The following is a 14,148-nucleotide window of genomic DNA, read 5'->3' on the forward strand; positions in this document are numbered from 1 at the left end:
TATTCCGTCTTACCTGACTCTTTCAAGCATTTCCTTTATATAATATCCCGTATAGGACTTTTTTATCTTTGCTACTTCTTCAGGCGTTCCCTCGGCGATGATTTGTCCTCCGTTGGTTCCGCCTTCGGGGCCGAGGTCGATAATCTTATCGGCCTGTAAGATAACGTCAAGGTTGTGTTCAATCATAATGACGGTGTTTCCCTGATCTATGAGGCGGTGAATAACCTGCATGAGCTGCTTGACATCTGCAAAGTGTAAGCCCGTTGTAGGCTCATCCAAAATGTAGAGGGTCTTGCCTGTAGAACGTTTGGCAAGTTCATTTGCAAGTTTTACCCGTTGGGCTTCTCCGCCCGAAAGGGTAAGAGCCGATTGGCCTAACTTTATATAGCCCAAACCGACCGATAAGAGGGTTTGAAGTTTTCGGGCAATGTGAGGAATGGGAGCAAAAAATTCCGAAGCTTCCTCTATGGTCATATCCAAAACATCGGCAATGTTTTTTCCCTTATAGCGGACATCGAGGGTTTCCTTGTTAAACCTTTTCCCTCGGCAAACATCGCAGGCTATATAAACATCGGGCAAAAAGTTCATCTCGATTGTGAGGGTTCCGTCACCCTGACAATGCTCGCACCTTCCGCCCCTTACGTTAAACGAAAAGCGGCCGGGCTTATAACCTCTTGCCTTCGATTCGGGAAGGCTTGCAAACAAGTCCCTTATCCCCGTAAAAACGCCTACATAGGTCGCAGGGTTTGAGCGTGGTGTTCTCCCGATGGGGCTTTGATCGATATTGATAACCTTGTCTATGTGCTCAAGGCCGCTCAGTTTTTTATAGGCCCCTTCGGGAATAGAAGAACGCATAATCTTATTTGAAACTGCCGGATACAGAACATCGGTTAAAAGGGTGGATTTTCCCGAGCCCGAAACTCCGGTAATACAGGTAAAGGCTCCTAAAGGAATTTTTATAGAAACATCTTTTAGATTATGCTCACTCACCCCTGAAAGCTCCAAAGCATTTCCGTTACCCTTCCGCCTTTCTTTAGGGATATCCATTTTAAGCGTACCTGCAAGATATTGACCCGTTAAACTGTTTTTTACTTTTGCAACTTCATCAGGCGTACCTTGGGCCGTTATATTTCCCCCGTGAACGCCTGCACCCGGACCGAGGTCGACAATGTAGTCGGCCGTGCGGAGGGTTTGCTCGTCATGTTCTACAACGATGAGGGTGTTTCCCAAATTACGCAAGTACAAAAGAGTATCAATCAGTCTCTGATTATCCCGTTGATGAAGCCCTATCGAAGGCTCGTCCAAAATATAGAGAACTCCTATCAAACTTGAACCTATCTGGGTCGCAAGCCTGATGCGTTGAGCCTCGCCGCCTGAAAGGGTTGCAGCCTTTCTTTCTAAGGTTAAATAGTCAAGACCGACATTTTTCATAAATTCCAAGCGGGCCTTAATTTCTTTTAAAATCTGAAAGGCTATGTGTTCTTCCGTTTCGGTTAACTTCAATTTTTCCAAAAACTCGATAGAATCCCCGACGGAAAGACAGGTAAGGTCATGAATGTTTTTATTGCCCACCGTTACTGCCAGCACTTCGGGCTTAAGCCTCATTCCTCCGCAGGTTTTGCAGGGCTTTATCGACATAAACTTTTCATAATATTCTCTGATAGAAGCCGAGTAAGATTCGTTATATTTCCGATTCATGTCGGCCATTATCCCCGGCCAAGGGCGGTTATAAGAATATTTCCCCGATCCGCTTTTGGACGTATAAGAAAACTGAATCTTTGTATCGCCCGAACCTTCCCAAATGATGGTCTGTATTTTTTTGGGGAGCTTGTTCAATGGCGTATCAAGAGAAAAATCGAATTGGGCGGCGAGGGCTTCAAACCGCACCCTGTTCCAATCGGATTCGGGATTATACGGAACAAAAACGCCCTCATTAAACGAAAGGCTTTTATCGGGGGCTATCAGGTCTTGGTCAAAGTGCTGAGTCATTCCGAGTCCCGTACATTCGGGGCAGGCCCCTATCGGGTTATTAAAAGAAAAAAGGCGGGGCTGCAATTCGGGCATCGAAATGCCGCAATCAGAACAGGCATTTTTTTGCGAAAAGAAAACCTCGGTTACGGGAGAATCCTTATCGTCCTGTTTTGTAGCAAGCAGGGTTCCGCCGGAACTTTCCAAGGCCGTTTCCACCGATTCCGAAAGGCGTTTCCGCACATCCTTCGACAGCCGGATTCGGTCTACGATTATTTCGATTGTGTGTTTTTTTTGTTTATCGAGCTTTACCCCGTCTTCGAGGTTTACAAGAAGGCCGTCTATACGAGCTCGCACAAAACCTGCGGCGATAGCATCACTCACTATCTTTTGGTGTTCTCCCTTTTTTCCCTTTATAATGGGAGCGAGAATCTGAACGCGGGTTCCTTCCGGCCAGCTCATAATGGTATCTATAATCTGGTCAACCGTCTGCTCCTTAATCTCTTTTCCGCAAGAAGGACAATGGGCATGGCCGGTACGGGCAAAAAGGAGGCGGTAGTAGTCATAGATTTCGGTTACCGTTCCGACCGTAGAACGCGGGTTGCGGTGCGTAGTTTTTTGTTCTATAGAAATAGCAGGCGAAAGCCCCTCGATGTAATCCACATCGGGCTTATCCATTCTGCCTAAAAACTGACGGGCATAGGCCGAAAGAGATTCGACATAACGGCGTTGCCCCTCGGCAAAAATAGTGTCAAAGGCGAGGGAGCTTTTTCCCGATCCCGAAAGACCGGATATAACGATGAGCTTATCGCGTGGAAGCTCCACATCAATATTCTTTAAATTATGTTCACGGGCACCCTTTACGATGAGTTTATTTAGGTGTCCGCCTTGATTTTTATTGTTCATAAGGAAAGCATTATACACAAAAAATGAGGTTTTGGGAAGATATTTATAAAAGACGCAAGAAAACACAAGAAATTTTATAAAAATGAAGTTTTTGATCAAAATTGCTTAAACTTGCAGTTGACAAGTATTTAATTCTTTGTATAATCGTATTTAGGGCCTTAGGTTTTATATAAGGCATACTAATCTTTAATTTTGGAGGCAAATATGAAAAAGATTAAACTGATTGCAGGGGCTATAAGCCTTATGCTTATTGCTGCCGTTATTGCAAGCTGCGGACTAAATCCTTTTGGAAAAGTAAACGCAAAACCGGGAAAATATGTGGGAACTATCGACAGCAAAAAATATGAATTTTTCTTCACAGATTCCAGTGCTTATAAAGTAATTATAAACGGTACAGATACATTCTACGGCAAGGGCGAAGAAAAAGATGACGGATTTAGAGCGGCAACTTCGGAGACTAAAATAGATGTCAGATATCAAGCAGGAGCTCTTGCAAATCTTGTTGACGCGAATGGAGTTCTTTCTTATAAACGAGCCAAGGATTCAGAGTATGTAAAGCTCGAATTCGAAAAGGCTCTTCCCGAATTTACTACCACTTTAAAGGGCTCAATATATTCCTACAGCGGTACAGGATGTATTAACGATTATAATAATGGCGGAAAGACAGAAGACAGACCTTGTGGAGCCATTAATACTAATACCGGTGTAAATGTAAAATATAGGCTTAACTTCTATGACGATAATAAGGCCTATCTTGAATGGGAAGAAGCCGGTGTTAAAAGATATTTTTATGCAAAAGAAGTTGTATATAAAAAGAATCACAGGATAAACATGATCTTTGATGAACTTACCGGGCAATGGACTCCTGAAGCCGGGAAAACCCCCTCTAATCTAAAAGCCGATGGAGTAAAAGACTCAAAACGCTATGCCGTTTTTGATCCCCAAAATGACAAAAATTCCGCAGAGAAACCGATACTTGCCTTTGAAAATGCTCCCTTAAAAAAAGAATAATAGAGATTTTCTAATAAATACTTAAGGAATTTTCAAAAAACCGCCCTTCCTCTAAAAAGGAGGGGCATTTTTTTATGCCCCAATCTAAAATCCATATAAGCTAATCTTTAATTAAAGCAGATTTTTTAAATTCCGATAATCTAAATATAAATTAGATCGTGGAATCGGAGGTAATATGGTTTCAAACAGCTCGCCGCTTCAAGCCCTTTCTCAACTTGCTATGCCTAAGATTTCGGCAGGCGGAAGAGCCTATGTTCCCGTAAAGCCGAGTCAGGTAATCTATGCTCATTTTAAGTATGTTTCAGGCTTTGCTCAGAGCCAAGGCCAATCAGGCATGAGTATAGATAAGCTTCGCATCTTAAACTCTATAATAGATCAGCTCGTATCCATGAAAACAAATGAAGCTCAAAAAGCCAACCTTACGGAATCGGCCTCAGCTCAATTACAATCCGAAATGACCGAAAGCCGGATTGACGGGCTCTTAGACTATTATCATAATCAACTTAAAAGCACCATAACTCAAACGGAAAACATAGGCTATGGCGGAATAGCTCTGCCTGCAGCCGTGCTTGACTTGACAGCCTAGTATTTTTTGCGCATAATCATAATCATGAAGCGCAGATATTTTTTAATCATTTTATTTTCAATTTCCCTTGTTTTAAGCCTAAATTCCGAAAAGCTTTTTGTTCAAAAGACAAAATACTTTGACATCATTTACTCTGAATCATCTGAAAAGGCAGCAGCCCTGATTGCAGAACATGCCGATACATATGCCGAAGAAATATCGCAAAAACTAAACCGTAAAATTCCTAAGCGGATGCCCATCTATATTGAAGGTAACCGCGAAGCCCTAAACGGTTATTATACTTTTTTTCCGTACCGCAGAATAGTTCTTTTTGATACACTACCTGAAGAAGGCCAATTAAGCAATTTAAGCGATGTAATTTTAAAGGTATTTTATCACGAATTGACCCATGCAATCTCTCTTACATATTTTTTACCTCTTTTACCCCTCTCTTTTGTAGAAGGTGTTACGGTTTCATACGAAAGCCTTGACGGAGAACAAGGCAGGCTCAACGATCCTTTAATCATGCATCACCTAATGCAGGGCAGGCTCGAAAACTCAAGTCCTACATGGAAAAAAGCGGCAGGGCCGAGGGACATCTATCCTGGAGGTCTTTGGCCTTATATTTACGGAGGAGCCTTTGCTTCCTATCTTCAAAAGATTTACGGCATGGAAACTTATGCAAAATACTGGGCAAACCCTCTTTCTTCTTTTCCTAAAAATAAGACAAAAAAAATTTTTAATAAAGAACTCGATGAGCTTTGGAAGAATTTTTTAGAATCTATTTATTTTCCTGAAAATGCTCTTAAACCTCAAAATCCTATCAAGGCTGAATCAGGCTTCAATATTACGGCAAGCTCTAAAGACGGCTTTGCTTGTTTTGACTTTGCAACAAAAGATGTATTATTTTTTTATGATTCCGGCAAGACTGAAAAACTTTTTACTGCAAATCCCGGCCTTTCTTTTTTAAGCTTTTCACAAGACGGCAAACTTCTTTTGGTAAGCGACTTAATCGGCACGCCAACCGGAGAGCATAACAGGGCAGTCATCTTCGATATGGAAAAAAGAAGGTTTATAAACAAAGAATATCATTCTTTAAGATATGCTTCATTTTGCGGAGAAAATAGTTTTTGCGGTATCGAAATAAAAAGTCAGTTTTCAAATCTGGTCTTAATAGATAAGAATTCCTTTGAAAAAAAAGAAGACATTTTACAAGCAGGCCCCGGACTCGCCTACTCGGCTCTTTATAATCCCGTATTTGCCGGAAAGAACAAGATTGCCGTCATAGCAGCCAATGGAATAAAAAGAGATATATTGATAATAAATACGCAATCAAAAGAAATACAAAAATTGGAATTTGAGCATCCTCTGCCTGCAATAAGATATTTACAGACCAATAACTCTGAAGAAGAACCTATTTTAAGCTTTTCATGGGCCGATAAAAATCAGCTTTACCGCTCGGCAATTTTTAATATAAAAACAAATAAATTAAAAGTTTTGGAAAAAGATATTTCAGGCGGTACTTTTTTTCCGATCGTAAAACAAAAAAAAGAAACGGAAGAATACGAAGTTATTTATGTAGGTGTTTTTACAAAGTCCAATTCCATATATAAAATAGATGTATCATCTTTTACGGAAAGACAAGCAGCCTTAAAGCCCTGTGATATATCCGCACAAGAACCTAAAACAAAAATTCCCAATACGGCTATTTTAAGCAAAGATAAATATAATTATTTTTCGTGGATACATAAGCCCTTCCCCCTGCCCATACTCGATATTTCAGGCCTTTTTGAAGAAAAAAAGACTATGGCTGCGGGTGTAAATTTATATTGGAATGACCCTACAAATTTTTTATTTTTAGAAACACTTTCTCTTTTTTACTTTAAACCTTTTTTTTACGAGACAAGCATTTTGTTTAAGGCCGAAACGAAGCCTGCCGATATTCAAATAAAATTTTATGACGAAAATAAGCTTTTTAAATTTAGAAAAATAGGAAGCAGCATAAGCTCGGAATTGTCTTTCCCCCTAAATTCATCTTATCACAATATTTTTGGAAGAGCGGCTCTGTCTATCGAGGGTTTTAGCTTTTTTCCTTCCGACTACTATGAAAAATCCAAAACCCTTTATGATTACAGCTTAGGCGACGGCGTTTTATCCGAAGAGATTTCAGCCGTTTATATGTATCAAAAGTCCAAACAAAAATTGAATACGGATTTTTTTACAAAGGATGTAAACATAGTTCAGACAGCTCTAGGCATAAAACACGGGTTTCATTTTCCATCAAAAACAAATGCCTTAGCCCTCCAAGCTTTTGCAGGTTTTAGTCCTCCCCTTATCCCGATTAAACTAAACTTAAGCTCTTATTTTGGATACAATGCCTTTGCCCTGCCCCATACCGGAAATTATGAGTTTTTTAATAACAGGGCCTTTATGGGAATGACATCCTACCTTCCAAACATGAGCGAATACGAAAACATAAAAAAAATCATAAATCCCGGAAAAATAAATTACGGTTTAGGAATTGAAAGCGAAATAAAAATCTTCAGCTATGATATTCAAACCGGAAGCTCATGGCTCCCTATATTTTTTAGTAGAATAAACCTATCCGCAGGATATAGAGCCGTTTTTAACTTTTTAGATGCAGGAAAAAATAAGGCCGATATTTATCAATCAATATACGGTAAATTTTACATGGATATAAGCGGATCTAAAATAGGCATAGAATATGCTCATCCTTTAGAGAATGTAAAAATAGGAAAATTTAAGGCTATAATGCAGATAAGCTTTTAAGCTTCAGCAAGACCGCCATTTATCAAGCTGAGCCTGTATTAAGGCTTTTCCTTCTTCAAGAATCTTCAGCTGATCTTCCTTTGTTAGGGGGGCGTCATAGACTTTTAAAAGCTTAATTCTATAGGCTCCGCCTTTTAAATTTTTTGCCAAGCGCGTAAGAGAGGATAACTTCCATCCGCCGTCCACTGCGCAAACTGCAACCGGCATAGGAGCCGAATTTAAAAAACGCCTAAAACCCGCAGCATGAAAAGTTTTTAACTCTCCATCCTTTGAGCGGGAGCCTTCAGGGAAGATAACTGGAATAAGATTATTTTTTACAACATGTTCTGCAAATTTGTCGACAGACTTCATAGCCTGAGTGGGACTTCCGGTTCTTTTTACCAGACAGTGTTTTCCGCTTTTTAACATAGGCGATACAAGGGGAATATTATGCCCTAATTCCTCTTTTGCAACAAAACGGAGACGGGTACCGTTATAATAGTTCATATGAACCACGATATCTAAAAGGCTTTGGTGATTGGATATAACCAAATATTGATCCGGCAATTTATCGATAAGAGAATAATCTCCTTCAAACCTAAAACCTATATATTTTTTAAAGACAGCAAAAATCAAACGGGGGGCCGGACCGACTATTACACGGCTATTAACCCAATCGCATCCCTTTCTATATACGGAATGGCATATACCGATGAGAGCGGACCTCCAACTTAAAAGAACTAAACAACATGAAATTGCAATAAAGGCACCCACTGGCTCCTCCTAAAAATAGAGTTTACCTATTATACAAAAAATCTTCTATTTTATTCAATATGTCTTTAGTTTCAGAAAAACATTGAAGAGTTTTAGGAATACTTTGAATAAATATAGAGCCGTACCGTTTTACCAAAAGACGCTTATCCAAAACCGTAACTATTCCTCTATCGGTGTTGGAGCGCATAAGCCTTCCGAAGCCCTGCCTAAACTGCACAACCGCTTCCGGCACACTCAGCTGCATAAAGGAATTTCCTCCGGCTCGTTCAATTAAATCCGACCGGGCTTTAAAAATAGGCTCAGTCGGAACAGCAAACGGAAGTTTTACCAAAATTACATGGGAAAGAGACTCCCCCGGTACATCCACTCCGGCCCAAAAGGAAGATGTAGCAAACAAACAGCTCGAAACATCTTCCTTAAACTTGTCTAAAAGCTGCATCCTGTCAGCCTCGCCTTGTTTTAAGATTTTTATATCCTCATCGATGTGTCCTCTGACATAATCGCAAGTTTTTTGAAGCGAGTCATAAGATGTAAACAAGATGAGGGTTTTACCTTGAGTTATTTCCAACAGGGAAAGCACTGTTTCGTTTACAGCTTCTTGAAAACGAATTTCATCAGGCATGGGCATGTCCGTGGGAATATTAAAAACAACATTTTTTTCATAAGGGAAGGGAGAAGGGAAAAAGCCCGTTATAATTTCTTTTTCGGTAAAATTATAAAGTCCGCTTCTATTAAGCCAAAAATTAAAATCCTCCCCTATTTTTAAAGTAGCCGAAAGGCAGATAACCGTTGCCATAGGCATAAAAACGGAGCGGCGCATTATTGGAGCTAAGTTTAAAGGTGTTTGAATAAACCTAACTGCCTCACCTTGAGAAGTTTTTATTTTCTCAAACCAAAAAACATCATTTGGGAATTCCGTCCGGTTTAAAAAATTTTCCATCACTGAAGCCATTTTTTTTAAGCGGCGTAAAATTACAAAGCCTTCTCTTATATAATCTTCTTCATCCTTATCCTCATCAGCCGAATTTATCAGACTTTCAAGTTTTATATTAAGATTATTTATATTTTGAAAAAAAGTATCTATCAATGATAAAATATCGCCAGCCTCATCGCTTGCAGTTTGAGAAAGCCCCTTGGACTGAACATTTTGTAATATCTGTAAGGCTTTTTCTTCAAGGACGCTAAAAGAAGCCGTGCATACTTCCAGCAAATTTATAATAGAAGTAAAAAGCTCCGCTTTTTTAGAAATTGCAACTATACCGCTTAAAATGCCGGCTTGTTTTCCGCGCCTAAAACGGTAAAGCAAATTAATTTGCCTATGCAAGGTAAACCGTGAAATATCATTTGAAAAAAAACTTTGGGCAGCATCTTCAATTCCATGAGCTTCGTCTATTATTATGTTGTCATAAGAAGGGAGCACAGCAGTTCCCTGATATCCGAAGCCTTCTGCACGGACCGAAAGATCTGCAAAAAGGATATGATGGTTTGCCACCAATACGGAAGCGGCTTCAGCCTCTTTTTTTAACTTCATCACAAAGCAGCCTGCAAAGTAAGGACATTTATTCATTGAACAGTTATCAGGCTCGGAACACACATTCGACCAAACCCAGTCTGAAGGCATAAAGTCAAGATCGGAGCGGCTCCCATCCTTTGTTTCCGTAGCCCATTCTTTTATTTTTTCAAGCTCTTCCTGTCCTTCCGTAAAAAAATCATTTTCTTTCAAGGCCTGAGACAAGCGGCGGAGACATAAAAAATTATGCCGACCCTTTACCAAAACAGCCCTTGTATCCTTAAAAGCCTCACCCAATATTTTTTTTGCGGTCGGTAAATCTTTTTCGATAAGCTGCTGCTGTAAATTAATCGTACCTGTAGAAATTACAATACGCTTTTTATTCTGTTTTGCCCAGATAATAGCCGGCAAAAGATAAGCTAAACTTTTGCCGACCCCCGTACCTGCTTCGAATACGCCGATAGCTTCTTCATTAAAACATCGGCAGATAGATCTTGTTAAAGACAGTTGAGGTTTGCGGGCCTCATATTTTTCAAAAAAAGAAGCAAAATTTCCGCCTTCATCCAATAGGCTTGAAACCTTTTCAGGGTCAAGGGGCCTTATATATTCATCATCAAAATAATTGTCGTCAAAATATTCCATAAAACCGCAAAATTTTTATACTAAAAAGAATCTAACTTATTTTGGATACGAAATAATTAAAAAGCTCCTGCATTTTTGTATTTCTTTCGCTTAACATCTCAGGGTGCCACTGTACTCCGAACATAAAAGAATCTGAAGAAAAATTCTCAATCATCTCTATAATACCGTCTTGGGCTCTTGCCGTAACCTCAAAACCTGATCCGGGATTTTTTATAGCCATGTGATGATAAGAGTTTACCAAAACCTTATCCCCCAAAATATGGTAAAGGCCTGAATTTTTTTCTACTTGAATAGAATGGGTGGCTTCATTATAAGCCGCCTGCTGTTTATGCTTAATATAAAACTCTACATGTTCGTCTATATCTTGCCAAAGAGAACCGCCGAAATAAACATTTAAGATTTGACAGCCTCTGCAAATTCCCATAATAGGTTTCTTTTGTTCATAGGCAGATTTTATTAAAAGAAAATCAAACTTATCCCTTTTGGGTAAAATACCGGAAAGTTTTTTATAAGGCTCTTCATTCCACAAAAGAGGATTTACATCGTGCCCCCCGCTTAAAAGAACAGCATCAAGTTTTTCAACCAGAGCGCTTACCGCCTCAGGATCATCAATTACGGGAATGACCATAGGAAGGGCATTTGCTCTTTTGATCGAATCTACACAAGCATAACTCACATTTACATGCTCAAATCCGGCAAAGTATTCGTCTTTATCAAAAGATATACTTGCAGATATCCCAATAACAGGCTTATTTTTCATATAACCTCCGGCACAAGGAGTTTATTCTAACATATTTTCTGTCTAATTTCAATACAACAATTTATAAAGTAAAAAATCTTATCTATGACTTGATTTTTTTCCATTATAGTTTTAGAATACCGCCCCATGGGAACAAATAAATTTCTTACACATATTATACTAATTGCTATCGTAGTTGTACTTATTGCCGGATGTTCAAAAGCAGAGAACATATTTTTCAAAAAGGATAAAGCAGCCTTGCCTGACCGCACAACAGCAAAAACAGGGCCGCGTGTTATTGCAGGCACTATGTCCATAGTAGAAATTTTAGATGACCTCGGCTATAAAAATGTTGCAGGCGTTCCTTCAAGCCGTCATCCCATGCCTGAGCTTTATGCGAAGACCGAAAAAATCGGAATGCCATTGCAGCCAGATATCGAAACTGTAAAACGGCTGAATGCGGATATCTATTTGGCCTCCCTAGGCTCAAAACCAACATTGGATAAGATCTTCCAAAACCAAAACATAAAAACTGACTATGTCGACTTAAATTCCTATGAGGCATGTTTAAATACAATCAAACATCTGGGAGAAATAACTTCAAAACAAAAAGAGGCCGAGCACATAATTCAAACGATTGAAGCAAAAACCCTTGAAGTACGCCGCTCCATTTACAGCAAAAAAAGCCCCAAGGTCTTGATGCTTTTAGGTTCTCCTAAAAAACTGATGATGGGAACAAAAAACTGCTACACAGGAAGTTTAATGGAAGTTTTAAAAATTCACAATATCGCAAACGATATCGGAGACTTTGACAAATCCTATATTCCCATCAACATAGAAGAAATCGTAAAACATCAGCCGGACATAATCATACGCCTTACCCATACAAATTCTGAAAATACTGCCGAAAGTCTCAGGACTGAATTTGCAAAGAATGAAATTTGGCAGAAGGTAAAGGCTGTAAAAGAAGATAAAATCTACGACCTTGACAGTAATTTATACACCGTTTCACGGAACATCAAAATAATGCAGGCCGTCGAAAATTTAAAAGAAATAATCTACGGAGAAACCGAAAATTAAATTCTAAAGGGTAAAAAAATGCCGGATAAACGCCGAAGAAAAATGCTTATCTTTCTCTTTATTTCTTGTATTCTTCTAGCCTTATCCGTTTTGGCTGCAATCTATTTCGGAAGCACAAGGATACCTCTGAATGAGATTATAAAAATTATATTCTATCATGAAAATTCCGATTTTGCCATAATTATTTGGGACATAAGAATTCCCAGAATTATTTTAGCTTTGATAGTCGGAGCAAACCTTGCAGCTTCAGGTGCCCTTCTCCAAGCGGTTATTCAAAACCCATTGGCAGACCCCGGAATAATAGGCATTTCAAGCGGAGCAAAGCTGGGGCTCTTACTGGCTCTCTTAATTTTTCCGCAATTTGTTACGGCAGCCCCCCTCTTCGCATTTATAGGGGCAATGGGTGCGGCAGTCTTGGTTTACCTTTTGGCTTGGAAAGGCGGAGTAAAAACCGTCCGCCTTATTTTGGCAGGGGTTGCAGTAAACGCTTTTTTTGCAGGAGTAAGTTATCTTATCACAATCTTAAACAGCGATAAAATTCAAAACATCATGCTTTGGCTCAGCGGAAACCTTTCGGGACGCAGTATGTATGATGTCAAACTTATGCTGCCCTACTCGCTCATAGGCCTTACAGCCGCCCTTGCAGCCATCCGTCCGAGCAATCTCCTTTTATTCGGAGACGAAAAGGCCGGCAGTTTAGGCTTAAACATTACAAAAAGCCGAATTCTAATTTCGCTCACAGCCTCCTTTTTGGCAGCTATTTCCACATCCCTCGTCGGAGTCATAAGCTTTGTAGGCCTTGTAATTCCCCACATCGTAAGACTTATAACAGGCCCCAACTACAAATATCTTTTACCCCTTTCGATATTAAACGGAGGGATATTTTTGCTTATAGCCGACACATTTGCGCGCACAATAGCAGCACCTATAGAGTTACCTGTCGGTACCCTGATGGCTCTGGTCGGCGGCCCTTTTTTTGTTTATCTTTTAAGGAGGAAGTAAATGGGATTAAAAGAAGCACGCGATCATTTAAGCTTATTTTCACTGGAAGACAGAATTATAGAATTCGAAACCTCAAGTGCAACCGTAGATCTTGCGGCAGAGGCGGTAGGCTGTAGGCCAGAATTCATCGTAAAAACCCTGGCATTTATGGTAAAAGAAGATCCTATACTCATCCTTCTTGCAGGATCGGCCCGCATAGACAATGCAAAATTCAGGAAAACATTCCACTGCAAAACAAAGATGATGAATGAAGAACAGCTTTTCAATTTTATCGGCCATCCTGCAGGCGGGGTTTGCCCCTTCGGCCTAAAGACTCAAGTTCCTGTTTATATAGACGAATCTATAAGGCCATTGGATTGGGTCTATCCCGCAGCAGGAACCGAAAACACGGCCGTCCGCATGAATGTTCAAGAACTTGAAAAAGCATCACAAGCTGTAACATGGATAAGCGTGAGCAAATAATCTAAAATCTTATATTCAAAGCAAGCCCTACTCCCTCAGGACTAATGACAGGAACAGGAGTAAATGAAACCTTAGGTATCTTTTTTATTAACACATCATTTAAGGTTTGATTATACCTTTTTACATATAAGCTCGCTGTAATTAATGAAGCAATACGGTTAACAAGCATAATACTTCCGGCTGAATAGGCCACATAACTGAATATCTTCATTCTCCTATCAATATTGGCTAGACCTGTCTGAAAGTCCGAACTAGTGGTGGAAAATAGATCTACCAAATTAATAAATTGCATAGTAAGCACCGATAACACCGATAAACCGTCAATAGCGGCATGAATTCCTCCGCCCAGCATATCGCCGCAAGCAAAATTACCGCTGCCGAACCCGACAAACCCATTTAACAAAAGAGGCACAGCCAAGTCTTTTTGGTATTTTTTTTGAATCAATAAAATTTGCTCATTATTTAATTTTTGAGAATATTCAGAGATTAAATCTTTGTTTTTAAAAAGGTTTTTACTTATAAGTTGATTCACAGTCAAATAATAAGAAAAACTTTCATCATCTTCATTAATTTGTTTTACATTTTCTTCGGCATATAAAGAAAAACCTATGAGCAAAAGCACTGTAACCATAAGCATTTTTTTCATAACTTTACCTCCGCTTATAGCATAATTCTAAGCTGAATCTAGGATTTTGTCAAGCTTAGAGATATCATTAAAAA

Annotated in this window: 11 protein-coding genes; 6 read left to right on the top strand and 5 right to left on the bottom strand. The window is 39.5% G+C overall.

The genetic code is table 11. The annotated features are described in order from the left end of the window. Window positions 1–9 precede the first annotated feature (9 nt). On the bottom strand, window positions 10–2,874 hold the full coding sequence (uvrA, locus tag E4N78_RS10340) for an excinuclease ABC subunit UvrA (RefSeq protein WP_255810471.1): 2,865 nt from the start codon (window positions 2,872–2,874) through the stop codon (window positions 10–12). Window positions 2,875–3,078: 204 nt separating this feature from the next. Here uvrA and E4N78_RS10345 point away from each other — a divergent pair, with 204 nt between their 5' ends. The 3 genes from E4N78_RS10345 to E4N78_RS10355 all read left to right on the top strand — a co-directional run bounded on the left by E4N78_RS10345 (window position 3,079) and on the right by E4N78_RS10355 (window position 7,240). Further along, a complete protein-coding gene (locus E4N78_RS10345; RefSeq protein WP_255810472.1) occupies window positions 3,079–3,885 on the top strand; it encodes a hypothetical protein in 807 nt (268 codons plus the stop codon). A gap of 175 nt (window positions 3,886–4,060) precedes the next feature. Next, window positions 4,061–4,471, top strand: coding sequence for a hypothetical protein (locus tag E4N78_RS10350; RefSeq protein WP_255810473.1), 411 nt, complete (start codon window positions 4,061–4,063; stop codon window positions 4,469–4,471). A 24-nt stretch (window positions 4,472–4,495) separates the two neighbouring features. Continuing rightward, a complete protein-coding gene (locus tag E4N78_RS10355) occupies window positions 4,496–7,240 on the top strand; it encodes a hypothetical protein (RefSeq protein WP_255810474.1) in 2,745 nt (914 codons plus the stop codon). Between the two features lie 3 nt (window positions 7,241–7,243). Here the strand turns inward: E4N78_RS10355 and E4N78_RS10360 are convergent, their stop codons facing one another. The 3 genes from E4N78_RS10360 to E4N78_RS10370 are packed head-to-tail and all read right to left on the bottom strand — an operon-like array spanning window position 7,244 to window position 10,905. Then, on the bottom strand, window positions 7,244–7,993 hold the full coding sequence (locus E4N78_RS10360; protein WP_255810475.1) for a lysophospholipid acyltransferase family protein: 750 nt from the start codon (window positions 7,991–7,993) through the stop codon (window positions 7,244–7,246). A gap of 22 nt (window positions 7,994–8,015) precedes the next feature. Next, window positions 8,016–10,145, bottom strand: coding sequence for an ATP-dependent DNA helicase (locus E4N78_RS10365; RefSeq protein WP_255810476.1), 2,130 nt, complete (start codon window positions 10,143–10,145; stop codon window positions 8,016–8,018). Window positions 10,146–10,176: 31 nt separating this feature from the next. Beyond that, on the bottom strand, window positions 10,177–10,905 hold the full coding sequence (locus E4N78_RS10370) for a gamma-glutamyl-gamma-aminobutyrate hydrolase family protein (RefSeq protein ID WP_255810477.1): 729 nt from the start codon (window positions 10,903–10,905) through the stop codon (window positions 10,177–10,179). A gap of 126 nt (window positions 10,906–11,031) precedes the next feature. On the opposite strand from E4N78_RS10370, the gene E4N78_RS10375 reads away from it, so the two are divergent. From E4N78_RS10375 to E4N78_RS10385, 3 genes are read left to right on the top strand one after another with little or no spacing between them, the layout of a single operon-like run. After that, the gene (locus E4N78_RS10375) at window positions 11,032–11,964 is read left to right on the top strand and encodes an ABC transporter substrate-binding protein (RefSeq protein WP_255810478.1); all 933 of its coding nucleotides are present in this window, start codon (window positions 11,032–11,034) and stop codon (window positions 11,962–11,964) included. An 18-nt stretch (window positions 11,965–11,982) separates the two neighbouring features. Next, window positions 11,983–12,966: a FecCD family ABC transporter permease gene (locus tag E4N78_RS10380; RefSeq protein WP_255810479.1), complete on the top strand. Its 984-nt coding sequence runs from the start codon at window positions 11,983–11,985 to the stop codon at window positions 12,964–12,966. Further along, complete coding sequence (locus tag E4N78_RS10385) at window positions 12,967–13,428, top strand: YbaK/EbsC family protein (protein ID WP_255810480.1); 462 nt, start codon at window positions 12,967–12,969, stop codon at window positions 13,426–13,428. A gap of 1 nt (window position 13,429) precedes the next feature. On the opposite strand, the gene E4N78_RS10390 is transcribed toward E4N78_RS10385, so the two are convergent. Next, window positions 13,430–14,074: a P13 family porin gene (locus tag E4N78_RS10390; protein WP_255810482.1), complete on the bottom strand. Its 645-nt coding sequence runs from the start codon at window positions 14,072–14,074 to the stop codon at window positions 13,430–13,432. Window positions 14,075–14,148 lie beyond the last annotated feature (74 nt).

Origin of the sequence: Treponema denticola (genome assembly GCF_024400535.1) — a bacterium.
Taxonomy (GTDB): Bacteria; Spirochaetota; Spirochaetia; order Treponematales; family Treponemataceae; genus Treponema_B; species Treponema_B denticola_C.

Excerpts from the sequence above, each read along its gene's own strand:
- uvrA (WP_255810471.1), bottom strand. The coding sequence starts at position 2,874 with ATGAACAATAAAAATCAAGGCGGACACCTAAATAAACTCATCGTAAAG.
- E4N78_RS10345 (WP_255810472.1), top strand. The coding sequence starts at position 3,079 with ATGAAAAAGATTAAACTGATTGCAGGGGCTATAAGCCTTATGCTTATT.
- E4N78_RS10350 (WP_255810473.1), top strand. The coding sequence starts at position 4,061 with ATGGTTTCAAACAGCTCGCCGCTTCAAGCCCTTTCTCAACTTGCTATG.
- E4N78_RS10355 (WP_255810474.1), top strand. The coding sequence starts at position 4,496 with ATGAAGCGCAGATATTTTTTAATCATTTTATTTTCAATTTCCCTTGTT.
- E4N78_RS10365 (WP_255810476.1), bottom strand. The coding sequence starts at position 10,145 with ATGGAATATTTTGACGACAATTATTTTGATGATGAATATATAAGGCCC.
- E4N78_RS10370 (WP_255810477.1), bottom strand. The coding sequence starts at position 10,905 with ATGAAAAATAAGCCTGTTATTGGGATATCTGCAAGTATATCTTTTGAT.
- E4N78_RS10375 (WP_255810478.1), top strand. The coding sequence starts at position 11,032 with ATGGGAACAAATAAATTTCTTACACATATTATACTAATTGCTATCGTA.
- E4N78_RS10380 (WP_255810479.1), top strand. The coding sequence starts at position 11,983 with ATGCCGGATAAACGCCGAAGAAAAATGCTTATCTTTCTCTTTATTTCT.
- E4N78_RS10385 (WP_255810480.1), top strand. The coding sequence starts at position 12,967 with ATGGGATTAAAAGAAGCACGCGATCATTTAAGCTTATTTTCACTGGAA.
- E4N78_RS10390 (WP_255810482.1), bottom strand. The coding sequence starts at position 14,074 with ATGAAAAAAATGCTTATGGTTACAGTGCTTTTGCTCATAGGTTTTTCT.